Here is a 12,419-nt window from a genome sequence, read left to right on the forward strand (position 1 = left end):
GACGTGCTGGAGGCTCAGGACAGGTTCAGCAGCGCGGCCGTGAGCAGCACGTTGGTGAAGTAGGCCTTGATCACGTCTTGACTCAGATTCACGGTGCTGCCGGGGCCCACCCACTGGTTGATGCGCTGCAGAGCTGAGGGATCGTCGTTGATGTAGGCCTGCATCAGCTTGGCGATGGCCAGGTTGCTGAGGTTGAGCAGGCCGGAGTTGTTCTCGGGCACCACACAGCCCACGGCCGAGCGGTTGTAAGGCACCGAGGGGGTCACGTTGCCGGAGGGATCCACGGCGGCGCGGTTGGCGAGCAGCCAGAGGCTGTCGCCGGCGAGGAACTGAATCTCGCCATTCTTGAGCGCTTGCAGGGCTGCGGCGGGGTTTTCAAACAGCGCCAGCTCACCGCCGGTCACGGTCTTTTCGATGGCGTGGGCCGAGAGGCTGTTCTTCACCGCCCCGATGGTTTTGCCCTGCAGAGCGGTGGGGGTGCCGTCGTTGCCGGGAGGGGTGATCAGGCGGGTGCCGGTGAGGGCGAAGGGCAGCGAGTAGTCGACAAACATCGAGCGGCCCCAGCTGAAGCCGGCGCCGCAGGAGAGGTCCACAGCTCCGCTGGCGATGGCGGCCAGCCCTTCATTGATCGAATTCACCGGTTGCGGCACCAGCTGCACGGGCTTGCCGATGTACTCGCTCACTTCTTTCTGGATCTCCTTGGCGAACTCCATGCCAAGGCCCACATAGCCATTGCCCTGCTGCGTGGTGTAGGGAAGGTCGCCGTTGAGCACCACGGTGTTCAACCTTCCGGTGCGGCTCACCCGCTCGAGCACGGTTTCGGCTTGGGCCGGTTGCAGCACCCCCAGCGTGAGGCTGAGCAGAGCTCCGGTGAGTGCGGTCAGTCGAACAGCCATCGCGTGGGGCGCAGACTCAGACAGTTGGCCGGAGAGTAAGGCAGTTTCGGCTCCTCTGCAGAACGCCGGGCGCCCACAATGGCGGGATGATTGAGGTGATCGGCACCGACGCCGGCGCACCGGCCAGCCTGCCGCCGGCACATCAGCAGCTGCTGCGCCAGGCAGCGTTGGTGGCTGCCCCCCGCCGGCTGCACGCTGCCCTGCAGAGCTGGGCTGGCGTGGGCGGACCTGCGCTGATTGCCAGCGATCAGCCTGAGCCGCTGCTGGAGCAGCTGCGCTGCCTCGATGCCCAGCAACTGGTGGTGGTGCTGGCCAGTGGCGATCCGCTCTGGTTTGGGATCGGGCGGTTGCTGCTGGAGGGGCTGCCGGCGGCGCAGCTGCGTTTTCACCCGGCCCCCAGCTCACTCCAGCTGGCCTTCGCGCGAATCGGTCGCCCCTGGCAGGACGCCAGCTGGCTCAGCCTGCACGGCCGTGATCCGGAACCGCTGACGGCGCGGCTGCAGCAGCGGCCAGCGGCCTTGGCGGTGCTCACCGATCCAACCCGTGGTGGGGCCGAAACGGTGCGGCGTTGTCTGCGGGCCGCGGGGCTCGAGCAGGCCTACAGCTTCTGGCTGTGTGAGCGCCTTGGCCACAGCGCCGAGCGTGTGCAGCGCCTGGCGCCCGAAGATCTCATCCCGGTCGATCTCGATCCGCTGCATCTGGTGGTGCTGGTGGCCGAGCCGCCGGAGCTGCCGGCTCATCTGCCGCTGTTTGGTTTGCCGGATGGGTTGTTTCTCCAGCACCCGGATCGCCCCGGGTTGATGACCAAGCGCGAGGTGCGCATTCAGTTGCTGGCCGATCTCGATCTGCCCCAGGAGGGTGTGCTGTGGGATATCGGTGCCGGTGTGGGCTCGGTGGGGCTTGAGGCGTTGCGGCTACGGCCGGCCCTGCAGCTCTGGGCGCTTGAGCAGCGCGGCGGGTCGGCGGCCTTGATTGAGGCCAACGCGCAGCGGCTGGGCGTGAAGCCCGCCCGGGTGCTGGAGGGCCGCGCCCCCGAAGCCCTGGTTGAGCTGCCCGATCCTGATCGTGTGTTGATCGGTGGCGGTGGCCGCGATCGCCGTGCCCTGCTGGAAGCCGTGCTGGAGCGGCTGCGCCCAGGCGGTGTGGTGGTGATTCCGCTGGCCACCGTGGAAGCACTGGCCGAGCTGCGGCCGCCGCTGGAGCAGGCAGGCCTCACGGTGGCGGTGGCTCAGCATCAGGCCTGGCGCGGGGCTCCGCTGGCGGATGGCACGCGCCTGGCGCCGCTCAATCCCGTGCTGGTGCTACGGGGCGAGCGGCCGGCGGCAGCGATGACGGCCTGAGCGGGCGGATCACGGCTTCACTTCCCACCACGATGCCGAGGCGGCGCGCTTCACCGGCAGCCAGCTCCACCACGCCATCGCCCGGTTCATTCGGGCCATAGCTGCGGCAGGGCAGCCGCGGGCACGGGGTGGCGGCTTCCTCAATGGCGATCACGCGGTTGTCGTTGATGAACACCATGTCGAGCGGTTCGGGAGTGCGGTGCATCCAGAAGCGCAGCAGCGCATCTTCAAAGGGAAACCACATCCCCCGCAGAGGCGGCAGCGGGCCTCGCAGCTGCAGACCCATGGCCTGCTCCTGCGGTTCATCGGCGACCTCCAGCTGAATGCACTGTTGGCTTGGCAGGCACCATTCCGCTTCTACAGGCAGCACCTGGGGGGGCTCCTTGGCCTGCAGTGCGCAGGGGGCCAGCGTCAGCCCAAGGCTCAGCAGGGAGCGGTGGAGGTGGCGCATCCTCATCAGTTTTGGCTCATCAGAGTGAGTAGCAGCCGGGGCTCAGCGGGGCGGCGGGCCATCGCTCAGGCAATAGCCCTGACCGCGCACCGTATGGATCAGCCGCTTTTCCCCTTGCTCCTCGAGCTTCTGGCGCAGGTAGCGCACATACACCTCGATCACATTGCTGGCGGCGCCGCGCTGGTCGTGCCAGACCTGGCGCAGGATCTGATCGCGGCTGAGCACTTGGCCGCTGTGCTCCATCAGCAGCAGCAATAAGGCGTATTCCCGGGCGGTGAGCGGCACGATCCGCTGGCCGCGGCGCACCTCATGGCGGCTGGGAATCAGGCTCAGATCGCCCAGGCTGAGGCGATCTTCCGGCGGGCGCCCCTTCTCCAGGAGCTTGCGGTGCAGGCGCAGGCGCATCAACAGATCGCTGGCTCCTGCTGACGACAACCAGAAATCGGTTGCACCGGAGCGCAGCAGACGCGAGCGGGCAGCCACGCTGTCGGAGCCGATGTCGAGCAGCAACGGCACGGCTCCGATTCGCTGCTTCAGCTCCGGCAACTGATCGGCAAGCTCGGCGCCGAGCACGGCCAGATCACAGCCGGCTGCGATCCCCGCTTCACCGATGGAGCAGGTGTAGCCGGAGGCTTCCAGTCGAGGCGCCAGGGCTACGGCCTCCTGGCCGAGCAGCAGCAGGCTGGCCCCGCTCATGAAGGGGCGCCGGGTTTGGCCACATGGGGCAGGCCCCATCCCAGCTTGTTGCGCAGCACCTGGAAAAACTCGTGATCGGCTAGACGCACGAAGCGCACCGGGTGTTCGCTGCGGCGGATCAGCACCCGATCCTCCGGCCACACGTAGCAACCAGCGCTGCCATCCACCACCATCATCAGCCGCTCGGGCGTGGCGGGAAACACCGTGACCGGCTCCTGATCGCTAAACACCAGCGCCCGTGACGCGAGCGAGTGGGGTGCGATCGGGGTGAGTTGCAGAACAGGGCAATCGGGGGTGATCACCGGGCCGCCGGCACTGAGGGCATAGGCGGTGGAGCCGGTGGGAGTGGAGAGGATCACCCCATCGGCGGCGATATCCACCGGCGCATGGCGGCCCACGGCGATCTCGAAATGGCACATCGAGGTGAGCGGCTCGCGGTGCAGGGCCATCTCGTTGAGGCACAGCACCTCCCAACGGCGCTGCTCGCCCCGCATCACGCTCACTACCAGGGTGGTGCGCTCCTCCACGGTCCATTCACCGGCGATCACCTGCTCGAGGGCCTGCTCGAGTTCGGGCAGATAGGTTTCGGCCAGAAAACCCAGATGACCGGTGTTGATCGTGAGGATCGGCACATCAATTGGTGCCGTCATCCGCGCGGCCGACAGCACCGTGCCATCGCCCCCCAGCACCATGGCCATCGCCATGGACGCCTCAAAGGTGGGCGGCACGCAGGCCGCATGCCCCTTGGCGCGCAGGTGCTGATCCGGGTTGGCAAAGCCCACCATGCCGGCGGAGCTGCTGGCCCGCAGCACCTCGTAACCCGCTCCGCGCAGGCGCGTTTCGATGGCGTCGGCGGTGGCCAGGGCCAGGTCCTTGCCGTCGTTAACGATGAGGCCGACGCAGGGCACTGACAGGGGACAAGAGCAGACGATCAGACGATTTTATGGGTGCCTTACGGATCTGCTGATCACGAGCCGACCTGCGCTTCAGAACTGCTCCAGGAAGCGCAGGTCGGAGGTGAACAAGCGGCGGATGTCGTCGATCCCGTGGCGCACCATGCAAAAGCGTTCCACACCCAGGCCGGCGGCGAAGCCGCTGTAGCGCTCTGGGTCAATGCCGAGGCCCTCAAGCACCGCCGGATCCACCATCCCGCAGCCCATCACCTCCAGCCAGCGGCCACGCCACTGCACATCCACCTCAGCGGAGGGTTCGGTGAAGGGGAAGTAGCTGGCGCGAAAGCGCACCGGCAGATCGCCGAAGAAGCGCTGCAGGAAGGTGGTGACGGTGCCGCGCAGGTGGCTGAAATCCAGCCCCTCATCGATGGCGAGCACCTCCACTTGGTGGAACACCGGGGAGTGGGTGGCATCCACGGCATCGCGGCGATACACGCGGCCTGGAGCCACGATCCGCACCGGTGGCGGGTTCTTCTCCAGGTGCCGGATCTGCACTGGGGAGGTGTGGGTGCGCAGCAGCTCGTGCTCGCTCAGATAAAAGGTGTCCTGCATGTCCCGCGCTGGATGGTGCGGCGGGATGTTCAGGGCGGTGAAGTTGTAGTGGTCGGTTTCGATCTCCGGGCCTTCTTCCACCCGGTATCCGAGACCGGCCAAGATGTCCACGATCTCTTCGATCGTGCTGATCAGGGGGTGACGGTGGCCGGCCGGGGTGTATGTGGCCGGCATGGTCACATCGAGGGTTTCGCTGGCGATGCGCTCGGCCATGGCCGCCGCTTTCACGGCGCTGAGCCGCTCGCCCAGCAAACCCTGCACCTGTTCCTTGAGCACGTTGGCCCGCTGGCCCACCAGCGGGCGCTCATCGCCGGGCAATTTGCCCATGGCGCCGAGCACGGCCGAGAGCTTGCCCTTCTTGCCCAGCAGCCCCACCCGCAGGTCTTCGAGCTCGCTGGCCGAGCCGGCGGCACCGATGGCCTTGGCGGCTTCAGCCTCCAGCTGATCGAGTTGATCGGTGAGCTGCTGCAGGCTGATGGTGGCGCTCACGGCTGTGTTCCGGTAGCCCATGACTTTAAGAAGACGGCCTCTAGCCTCCAGGCAGCCACCCCAGCCCCTTGCGGATCCTGATCAGTAACGACGACGGCGTCTTCGCCGACGGCATCCGCGCCCTGGCCGCCGAAGCTGCAGCCCGCGGTCATCAGGTGACGGTGGTGTGCCCCGATCAGGAGCGCTCCGCCACTGGCCATGGCCTCACCCTCCAGACCCCCCTGCGGGCCGAGCGGGCGGATGAACTGTTTGCTCCTGGCATCACGGCCTGGGCCTGCAGCGGCACCCCCAGCGACTGCGTGAAGCTGGCGCTGTTCGCTCTGCTGGAGGAATGGCCCGATCTGGTGCTCTCCGGCATCAACCACGGCCCCAACCTCGGCACCGACACGCTGTATTCCGGCACGGTGAGTGCCGCCATGGAGGGCACGATCGAGGGGTTGCCGGCCCTGGCGGTGAGCAGCGCCGATTTCCAATGGCGGCAGTTCGATCCCGCCGCACGCATCGCCCTCGATGTGGCCGAACACACCATGGCGGCGGGATGGCCGGAAGGGGTGCTGCTCAATCTGAATGTGCCCCCCTTGGCCGCAGAAGCGATCGGCCCGCTGCGCTGGTGCCGCAAGGCCGTGCGCCGCTACACCGATCAGTTTGACAAGCGCGTTGATCCCCGCGGCCGCACCTACTACTGGCTGGCGGGTGAAGTGGCCAACGATCTGGAGGCTGAGGTAGCCGGCCCAGCCGATTGGCCGATTGATGTGGCCCATGTGGCCGCCGGCGGTGTTTCGCTCACGCCGCTGCAGCCGGAACTGTTCTGGCGGGGTGAGGCAGCGGCGCTGCCTCAGCTGCCGCTGGGCCTGTAGATCCGCTGCAGCATCCAGATGCTGATCCAGAGGCCGATCACGTGGGCAAACAGCACCTGCGTGTTGCTCAACACCGACAGCATCTCGAGCGAGGTGATCGGGTAGTTCGTGATGCGCCCGCCGGGGGTGGTCATGGCTCCGCCGAAGGCGAAACCTGCCTGCATCGATGCCTGCACAAATAGGCTCCCGGCCAGGGATTGATACCCCACGGCGCCAAGGGAGAGGCCCACGAGATCGGCCAGCACACTGCGTTTGATCAGCCGAGCGGTTTCACCCTTGCTCGGGTGCACCGGCCCATTGAGAGCCCTGCCGCAGCGCACGATCAGGCCGCTCTGCCAGATCGACCAGAGCAGCACCACAAAGGCCAGGCTCGTGAGCGACAGGCCAGGCCCCAGGCCGAGGGCTTTATCGGCGCGGGCCGCAATCTGGCCACCGATGTTGTTGAACAACAGCACTCCCATCACCACCACCCCCAGCACCACCTGGGACCACAGCCGGATCCAGCCCATCCGCCGCAGAGCAGCGGAGATCAGTTGCAGGTCGAGGCGATCGGCCATGGGGAGGAGCGAGGGCGCCGGAGATGGCCCAAACCTGCCATGGGAGGATGCCCAGGGCGAGGGCCTGGATGCGCTTGTTGGTGAACCGGCCTTGATTCCTCTGCGCAGTCCTGAGCAAGCCGCACGGCCCACAGCCATCGCCCTGGGCAGTTTCGATGGGCTGCATCGGGGCCATCGCCGGGTGATTGCTGCGGTGGTGGAGCGGGCTGCGGCAGCGCAGCTGGTGCCCACGGTGGTGAGCTTCTGGCCCCATCCGCGCGAGGTGCTCTACGGCGAGGCCCGGCTGCGTCTGGATCTACCCGCCGAAAAGATCCATCTGCTGGAGCCGCTTGGCATCGAGCAGTTGGTGTTGGTGCCCTTCACGCCGGAGCTGGCCGCCCTCAGCCCGGAGCAATTCGTGGAGCAGGTGCTGGTGCACCAACTGCAGGCCCAGTTGGTGGCCGTGGGCGAGAACTTCCGCTTTGGCGCCCGCCGCAGCGGCGATATCCACTGCTTGCGCGAGCTCTGCGTCGAGCGAGGCATTGAACTGCTGGTGCAGCCGATCCTCAGCGACAGCAGCGGTCGATTGAGCAGCAGCCGGATCCGCCGGGCGCTCGAGGGGGGACAGCTGCAGGAGGCGGCGGCTCTGTTGGATCGCCCTTATCGCTTCGGCGGCCGGGTGGTGCGGGGGCGCGGCCTGGGCCGGGAACTGGGATGGCCCACCGCCAACCTGCAGGTGGATGGGCGCAAATTTTTGCCCCAGCAAGGGGTGTATGCCGCCTGGGTGTGGCTGCAGGGAGAACAACTTCCCGGCCAACGCCTGGCGGCGGTGATGAACCTCGGGCCTCAGCCCACGGTGGATCCCACGGCCCCATCGGCCGTGGAGGTGCATCTGCTCGGGCGACGCCTGGATCTGGAAGGTGCGGAGCTGCTGGTGGAACCGGTGGCCCTGCTGCGCCAACAACAGCGTTTCGAGAACCTGGAAGCGCTGGTGGCGCAGATCGCCCGCGATGCAGCAACCGCTGAGCAGCTACTGGGCTCAGCCAGCGGGGTAGGCGTTGGCCAGGCCCCAGCTGATGAAGGCGGCAATAGCCCCCAGCAGCAGAATCCCTGAGATCAGCACCAGCATTGGGCTGTCGGATCCGCCCTGCGCCATAGCCCCTGTGATGGCATGTGTGCGCACACCCTAAGCAGCCCCTCTCGCCTCAGTTCTGTTCATGACGGCCCCCGCACAACCCCAGCCGGTGTTGCGCCTGCTCGACGCCAACCTCGATCGCGCCCGGGAGGGCCTTCGGGTGGTGGAGGACTGGTGCCGCTTTGGGCTGGATCGTGCCGATCTGGTGGCGCGGTTGAAAGATCTGCGCCAGCGGCTGGGGCTGCTGCATGCCGATCGCTACAAGCAAGCGCGGCACACAGCTGGCGATGTGGCGGCAGGCATGGCCCATCCTGCCCAGGCCCAGCGGCAGGAGCCCGCGGCGGTGGTGGCGGCCAACTGCGGGCGGGTGCAGGAAGCGCTGCGGGTGCTGGAGGAATTCGGCCGCGCGGAGGATCCAACCCTGGCTGCTGAAGCGGCCGCGATCCGTTACGCCCTCTACGACCTGGAGGTGGAGTTGCTGCGGGCCTGCCCGGAAGGCGATCAGCGCCGGGTGCAGCTGCAAAGCAGCCGGCTGTATCTGATCACGAGTCCATCCCCACAGCTCGAGGCTGTGGTGGAAGCAGCCCTCGAGGGTGGCGTGCGCCTGGTGCAGTACCGCGCCAAGGAGGGCAGCCTGGGCGCTGATGGTGCATCGATCACCGATGCGGAACGGTTGGCGCAGGCCCAGGCGCTGCGCCAGCTCTGTAGCCGTTATGGCGCCCTGTTTCTGGTGAACGACCGCATCGATATCGCCCTGGCGGTGGATGCCGATGGCGTGCATCTGGGGCAGGGCGATCTGCCGCCGGCGCTGGCCCGGCGTTTGCTCGGCCCCGAGAAACTGATCGGCCGCAGCACCCACGCCCTCAGCCAGCTGCGTGAGGCGGTCGCTGATGGATGCGACTACGTGGGTGTGGGCCCGGTGAACGCCACGCCCACCAAGCCTGGCCGTGAGCCCGTGGGCCTGGATTATGTGCGCCAGGCCGCAGCAGACAGCCCGATCCCCTGTTTCGCGATCGGCGGCATCGATGCCAGCAATCTGGCGGCGGTGCAGGCCGTGGGTTGCAGCCGGGTGGCGGTGGTGCGGGCGATCACCGCGGCCCCGGATCCCGCGGCGGCCAGCCGGGAGCTCCTGGAGATGCTGAACTGAGCCGATGAGCGAATCCACGATCGAAGTGCGCCTGAACGGCGATCCGATTCCGTGCCCTGAAGGCCTGTCGCTGCTGCAACTGCTTGAGCTGCGCGGTTACAAGCCACAGCTGGTGGTGGTGGAGTTCAACGGCGAGATCCTGCCCCGGGCCTGTTGGGCAGATCAGCCCGTACGGGAAGCCGATGCCGTGGAAGTGGTCACCATCGTGGGAGGTGGTTCTTAGATTTCATGGCAATTCCTGGGGTTGGTTTTGCCTCAACAGCACTCCACGCCGCTGCTGCGTCGTCTGTTTCGTCGCCTGATGCTTCCTGCGTTGCTCAGTGCGGCCCTGGCGCTGGTGGTGCTGGCCCCTCAGCCTGCTGATGCCGCCAGCGGTGGCCGCATCGGTGGCGGCAGCTTTCGTTCTGCTCCCATGCCGCGCAGCTACAGCGGAGGCGGCTATGGCGGTGGCGGTTACCAGCGTGGCTATGGCGGCGGCATCGGTTTTCCGTTCATCGTTCCGTTTTTCTTCGGCGGTGGTGGCCTGTTTGGCTTCCTGGTGCTGATGGCGGTGGTCGGCCTGGTGCTGAATGCCTTCCGCGGTGGCGGTGGCGGTGGTGGCGGCCAGGCGTTGCCGGCGGGGATGCGCGGGGGGGATCTCGATGGCTATCGGCCCGATGGCCCCGTGGCAATTGCGCAGCTCCAGGTGGGGCTGCTGGCTTCGGCTCGCGAGCTGCAGCGCGATCTGCGCAGCCTGGCCGCCAGCTCTGATACCAGCAGCAGCAGCGGTTTGCAGCGCGTGCTGCAAGACAGCACCCTGGCGCTGCTGCGTCATCCCGATCTGTGGGTGTACGCCAACGCTGAGGTGGGCCAGGTGCCCTTCCAGGCGGCCGAATCCACCTTCAACCGCCTCTCGATGACCGAGCGCAGCAAGCTCGCCGGCGAGATCACCACCAATGTGGGTGGCTCCCGCGGGGCGGCTACCGCCACAACCGCTGGTGATGCCGATGCCACCAGCGATTACATCGCTGTGACGCTGCTGGTGGCCAGCCGCAGCCGCATCACGCTCAAGCCTCTCAACGGCAGTGAGGATCTGCGCGAGGCGCTGCGTGTGGTGGGCTCGGTGCCTTCCGATCAGCTGTTGGCCCTCGAGGTGATTTGGCAGCCCGAGGGTGTGGGCGAAGTGCTCAGCGCCGATGAGCTGATCACGGCCTATCCCGATCTGAAGCACCTCTGAGGCGGGATCTTCGCTTTTTCTGAAGATTTGGCGATCTACAGAAACTCTTCCGCTGAATTCGTGTTGTAAGTCCGGTTGGCGGCGGCGTTGATGTTTAGGTTGATAGCCACTTCATTCCGCTTGCGTGTCCGCCTCAGTTCGCCATTCCGAAACCCGCGCCATGAAATGGCAGGCCAATGGCGAATTGGCTGGTAGTGATCTGCACGCCCTGCTGAGCCGTCTGCATCAAGTGGAAACGGAGGAGCGCTCCCGCGAGCTCCAGCAGTGCCTGGGCCGACGCGCCCTGGAAGGTTGAGCCCCTCGCGCTAGAGGCTCAACTCTGAAGCCGATCTTCAGGTTGGCCTCCCCCGGTTGCCGAGGGCCTTACCACCACGCACAGTGCGGCTCAGCTGAACGGTTCGGATGGCACCGCGCTCTCCGCACTGGGTGAACAGCCCTGTGCTGCTCGAGGCCTTGGAGCGCTACGAACAACGCCGGCTGCCCCGCTCGATGCAGCTTTGGGTGGAGGCGATGCTCGAGCTCAAGGCTCCTGCGCGGGAGCCATTGCGCGGCCACTGTTGAGGATCCGCAGGGCGGCCATTGCGGCGCCATAGCCGTTGTCGATGTTCACCACGCTCAGCCCCGGCGCGCAGCTGGCCAGCATCCCGTGCAGGGCAGCCTGGCCGCCGGCGCTCACCCCGTAGCCCACGCTCACCGGCACCCCAATCACCGGTTGTGGCACCAGGCCGGCCAACACGGTGGGCAGAGCCCCTTCCATCCCGGCGCAAGCGATCAGCACCTGGGCCTGCTCCAGCCGCTCCAGCTGGCCCAGTAGCCGATGCAGCCCCGCCACGCCGACATCCAGCAACCGCTCGCAGCGCACCCCATGCCAGTGCAGGGCCAACTGCGCTTCGCTGGCGACGGGCAAATCACTGGTGCCGCCGCTGAGCACCAGCACCTCGCCGAGCTCCTGCCGCGGTGGCGCGGGATCCCCGAGGCTCAGGCAGCGGGCATCGGCGTGAAAGTGCAGCTGCTCAAGGAGCGCAGCACCTGATGCTTCGGCCTCGATCAGCTCCGCCACGGCTTGCGCTTTGGCGGCATCCACGCGGGTGGCCAGCGCCAGTTCTCCTGCCCGCTGCAGCCGTATCAGGATCGACGCGATCTGCTCGGTGGTTTTGTGCTCGCCCCAGATGGCCTCCACCATGCCGATCCGCTGGCGGCGCTGCAGATCGAGCCGAGCGGTTTCGGTCATGCTGCGGGCTGTAGCTCGCCTTCAAACACCAGCGGGAAGGGATTGCCTTGCCGGGTGCCGGTGGCTTGGCGGGCCAACTGCTCGAAGCGCTCCTGCACGGCTTCCACCTCGCCCAACGGGATGGCTTTCCATTGCTCGCGGCTGGCCCAGCGGATCAGAAGCGTGCCCTCTTCTCGCTCAGGATCCCAGAGCAGATCGCGCCCCAGATAGCCCTCTTGCTGCGCCAGCCAGGGTTCCCAGCTGCCCCGTTCGGCTTCCAGCCAGGCTTGGCGGGCTTCAGCAGGCACCTTCACCCGCAGGTGCTCCACCACCGCTACCTCAAAGGTGCCTCCCGGCTGTTGCTGCTCAGCGATCGCCACATCGGGATGGCCGGCCAGCAGCATCAGCAAGCAAAGCGTATGGGCCAAAACCCTAGCCAGCGTGCGCCGGCTCATGGCTTTTGCAGCAGGGCCACCGCCTGGCAGGAGATCCCCTCCTCCCGGCCCTCCGGCCCCAGCTTTTCGTTGGTAGTGGCTTTCACACCCACCTGATCAGGGTCCAGACCCATCCGGGCGGCAATGGCGGCGCGCATCGCTTCGATGTGAGGTTTGAGCTTGGGGCGCTCAGCAATCACCACCGAATCCACATTGATCACGCTCCAGCCCCGTTCTGCCACCAGCGCCACCACCTGCTCCAGCAGCACCAGGCTGTCGGCCCCCTTCCACTGCGGATCGTCGGGAGGAAAGTATTTGCCGATGTCGCCCAGGGAGAGGGCGCCGAGGAGGGCGTCCATGATGGCGTGCACCAGCACGTCGGCATCGCTGTGGCCATCAAGGCCCAAGCCGGCGGGATGCTCCAGTTGTTGGCCCCCGAGGATCAGCGGCCGGCCCGGCACCAGGCGGTGGATGTCATAACCGTTGCCGAGGCGAAGCTGCATGGAG

The 12,419-nt window shown here is 67.0% G+C and carries 17 protein-coding genes; 8 read left to right on the plus strand and 9 right to left on the minus strand.

What is annotated here, in order from left to right:
- Nucleotides 1–14: 14 nt before the first annotated feature.
- A complete protein-coding gene (gene grrP, locus H9532_RS13725; RefSeq protein WP_296369484.1) occupies nucleotides 15–896 on the minus strand; it encodes an extracellular substrate binding-like orphan protein GrrP in 882 nt (293 codons plus the stop codon).
- Nucleotides 897–982: 86 nt separating this feature from the next.
- On the opposite strand from grrP, the gene cbiE reads away from it, so the two are divergent.
- Complete coding sequence (gene cbiE, locus H9532_RS13730; protein WP_296369486.1) at nucleotides 983–2,236, plus strand: precorrin-6y C5,15-methyltransferase (decarboxylating) subunit CbiE; 1,254 nt, start codon at nucleotides 983–985, stop codon at nucleotides 2,234–2,236.
- Here the strand turns inward: cbiE and H9532_RS13735 are convergent.
- From H9532_RS13735 to pheS, 4 genes are all read right to left on the minus strand, one after another.
- Nucleotides 2,181–2,693, minus strand: coding sequence for a DUF192 domain-containing protein (locus tag H9532_RS13735; RefSeq protein ID WP_296369488.1), 513 nt, complete (start codon nucleotides 2,691–2,693; stop codon nucleotides 2,181–2,183). The two genes, cbiE and H9532_RS13735, sit on opposite strands and share 56 nt — an antisense overlap.
- 36 nt (nucleotides 2,694–2,729) lie before the next feature.
- A complete protein-coding gene (locus tag H9532_RS13740; RefSeq protein WP_296369490.1) occupies nucleotides 2,730–3,383 on the minus strand; it encodes a response regulator transcription factor in 654 nt (217 codons plus the stop codon).
- Nucleotides 3,380–4,291 carry an NAD(+) kinase gene (locus H9532_RS13745; protein WP_296369492.1) on the minus strand — a complete coding sequence of 304 codons (912 nt, stop codon included), beginning with the start codon at nucleotides 4,289–4,291 and terminating at the stop codon, nucleotides 3,380–3,382. The genes H9532_RS13740 and H9532_RS13745 overlap by 4 nt, the downstream gene beginning before the upstream one ends.
- A gap of 78 nt (nucleotides 4,292–4,369) precedes the next feature.
- Nucleotides 4,370–5,377 (minus strand): phenylalanine--tRNA ligase subunit alpha, encoded by a 1,008-nt coding sequence (gene pheS / locus H9532_RS13750; protein WP_296369494.1) that lies wholly within the window; start codon nucleotides 5,375–5,377, stop codon nucleotides 4,370–4,372.
- A gap of 68 nt (nucleotides 5,378–5,445) precedes the next feature.
- On the opposite strand from pheS, the gene surE reads away from it, so the two are divergent.
- Complete coding sequence (gene surE / locus H9532_RS13755; protein ID WP_296369496.1) at nucleotides 5,446–6,234, plus strand: 5'/3'-nucleotidase SurE; 789 nt, start codon at nucleotides 5,446–5,448, stop codon at nucleotides 6,232–6,234.
- On the opposite strand, the gene H9532_RS13760 is transcribed toward surE, so the two are convergent.
- The gene (locus H9532_RS13760) at nucleotides 6,213–6,791 is read right to left on the minus strand and encodes a DUF3611 family protein (RefSeq protein ID WP_296369498.1); all 579 of its coding nucleotides are present in this window, start codon (nucleotides 6,789–6,791) and stop codon (nucleotides 6,213–6,215) included. The genes surE and H9532_RS13760 overlap by 22 nt on opposite strands.
- A gap of 91 nt (nucleotides 6,792–6,882) precedes the next feature.
- On the opposite strand from H9532_RS13760, the gene H9532_RS13765 reads away from it, so the two are divergent.
- The 6 genes from H9532_RS13765 to H9532_RS13790 all read left to right on the plus strand — a co-directional run bounded on the left by H9532_RS13765 (nucleotide 6,883) and on the right by H9532_RS13790 (nucleotide 10,829).
- Nucleotides 6,883–7,884, plus strand: coding sequence for a bifunctional riboflavin kinase/FAD synthetase (locus H9532_RS13765; RefSeq protein WP_366664575.1), 1,002 nt, complete (start codon nucleotides 6,883–6,885; stop codon nucleotides 7,882–7,884).
- Between the two features lie 103 nt (nucleotides 7,885–7,987).
- Nucleotides 7,988–9,052 carry a thiamine phosphate synthase gene (locus H9532_RS13770; RefSeq protein WP_296369500.1) on the plus strand — a complete coding sequence of 355 codons (1,065 nt, stop codon included), beginning with the start codon at nucleotides 7,988–7,990 and terminating at the stop codon, nucleotides 9,050–9,052.
- A gap of 4 nt (nucleotides 9,053–9,056) precedes the next feature.
- Complete coding sequence (gene thiS / locus H9532_RS13775; RefSeq protein ID WP_296369502.1) at nucleotides 9,057–9,275, plus strand: sulfur carrier protein ThiS; 219 nt, start codon at nucleotides 9,057–9,059, stop codon at nucleotides 9,273–9,275.
- Nucleotides 9,276–9,353: 78 nt separating this feature from the next.
- Nucleotides 9,354–10,268, plus strand: a complete 915-nt coding sequence (locus H9532_RS13780; protein ID WP_296369583.1) for a DUF1517 domain-containing protein — start codon at nucleotides 9,354–9,356, stop codon at nucleotides 10,266–10,268.
- 124 nt (nucleotides 10,269–10,392) lie between these two features.
- Nucleotides 10,393–10,563, plus strand: a complete 171-nt coding sequence (locus H9532_RS13785; protein ID WP_296369505.1) for a hypothetical protein — start codon at nucleotides 10,393–10,395, stop codon at nucleotides 10,561–10,563.
- 107 nt (nucleotides 10,564–10,670) lie between these two features.
- Nucleotides 10,671–10,829, plus strand: coding sequence for a hypothetical protein (locus H9532_RS13790; RefSeq protein WP_296369507.1), 159 nt, complete (start codon nucleotides 10,671–10,673; stop codon nucleotides 10,827–10,829).
- Here the strand turns inward: H9532_RS13790 and larB are convergent.
- From larB to ispF, 3 genes are read right to left on the minus strand one after another with little or no spacing between them, the layout of a single operon-like run.
- Nucleotides 10,789–11,499 carry a nickel pincer cofactor biosynthesis protein LarB gene (gene larB / locus H9532_RS13795; protein ID WP_296369509.1) on the minus strand — a complete coding sequence of 237 codons (711 nt, stop codon included), beginning with the start codon at nucleotides 11,497–11,499 and terminating at the stop codon, nucleotides 10,789–10,791. The genes H9532_RS13790 and larB overlap by 41 nt on opposite strands.
- Nucleotides 11,496–11,882, minus strand: a complete 387-nt coding sequence (locus H9532_RS13800; RefSeq protein ID WP_296369510.1) for a TIGR03792 family protein — start codon at nucleotides 11,880–11,882, stop codon at nucleotides 11,496–11,498. The genes larB and H9532_RS13800 overlap by 4 nt, the downstream gene beginning before the upstream one ends.
- A 47-nt stretch (nucleotides 11,883–11,929) precedes the next feature.
- Nucleotides 11,930–12,415, minus strand: a complete 486-nt coding sequence (gene ispF / locus H9532_RS13805) for a 2-C-methyl-D-erythritol 2,4-cyclodiphosphate synthase (protein WP_296369511.1) — start codon at nucleotides 12,413–12,415, stop codon at nucleotides 11,930–11,932.
- Between the last annotated feature and the right edge of the window lie 4 nt (nucleotides 12,416–12,419).

The sequence above is a fragment of the Vulcanococcus sp. Clear-D1 genome (assembly GCF_014654725.1).
GTDB lineage: Bacteria > Cyanobacteriota > Cyanobacteriia > PCC-6307 > Cyanobiaceae > Vulcanococcus.

Coding starts and splice junctions, on each gene's coding strand:
- grrP (WP_296369484.1), bottom strand. CDS start 896: ATGGCTGTTCGACTGACCGCACTCACCGGAGCTCTGCTCAGCCTCACG.
- cbiE (WP_296369486.1), top strand. CDS start 983: ATGATTGAGGTGATCGGCACCGACGCCGGCGCACCGGCCAGCCTGCCG.
- H9532_RS13735 (WP_296369488.1), bottom strand. CDS start 2,693: ATGAGGATGCGCCACCTCCACCGCTCCCTGCTGAGCCTTGGGCTGACG.
- H9532_RS13740 (WP_296369490.1), bottom strand. CDS start 3,383: ATGAGCGGGGCCAGCCTGCTGCTGCTCGGCCAGGAGGCCGTAGCCCTG.
- H9532_RS13760 (WP_296369498.1), bottom strand. CDS start 6,791: ATGGCCGATCGCCTCGACCTGCAACTGATCTCCGCTGCTCTGCGGCGG.
- H9532_RS13770 (WP_296369500.1), top strand. CDS start 7,988: ATGACGGCCCCCGCACAACCCCAGCCGGTGTTGCGCCTGCTCGACGCC.
- thiS (WP_296369502.1), top strand. CDS start 9,057: ATGAGCGAATCCACGATCGAAGTGCGCCTGAACGGCGATCCGATTCCG.
- H9532_RS13780 (WP_296369583.1), top strand. CDS start 9,354: ATGCTTCCTGCGTTGCTCAGTGCGGCCCTGGCGCTGGTGGTGCTGGCC.
- H9532_RS13790 (WP_296369507.1), top strand. CDS start 10,671: ATGGCACCGCGCTCTCCGCACTGGGTGAACAGCCCTGTGCTGCTCGAG.
- larB (WP_296369509.1), bottom strand. CDS start 11,499: ATGACCGAAACCGCTCGGCTCGATCTGCAGCGCCGCCAGCGGATCGGC.
- H9532_RS13800 (WP_296369510.1), bottom strand. CDS start 11,882: ATGCTGCTGGCCGGCCATCCCGATGTGGCGATCGCTGAGCAGCAACAG.
- ispF (WP_296369511.1), bottom strand. CDS start 12,415: ATGCAGCTTCGCCTCGGCAACGGTTATGACATCCACCGCCTGGTGCCG.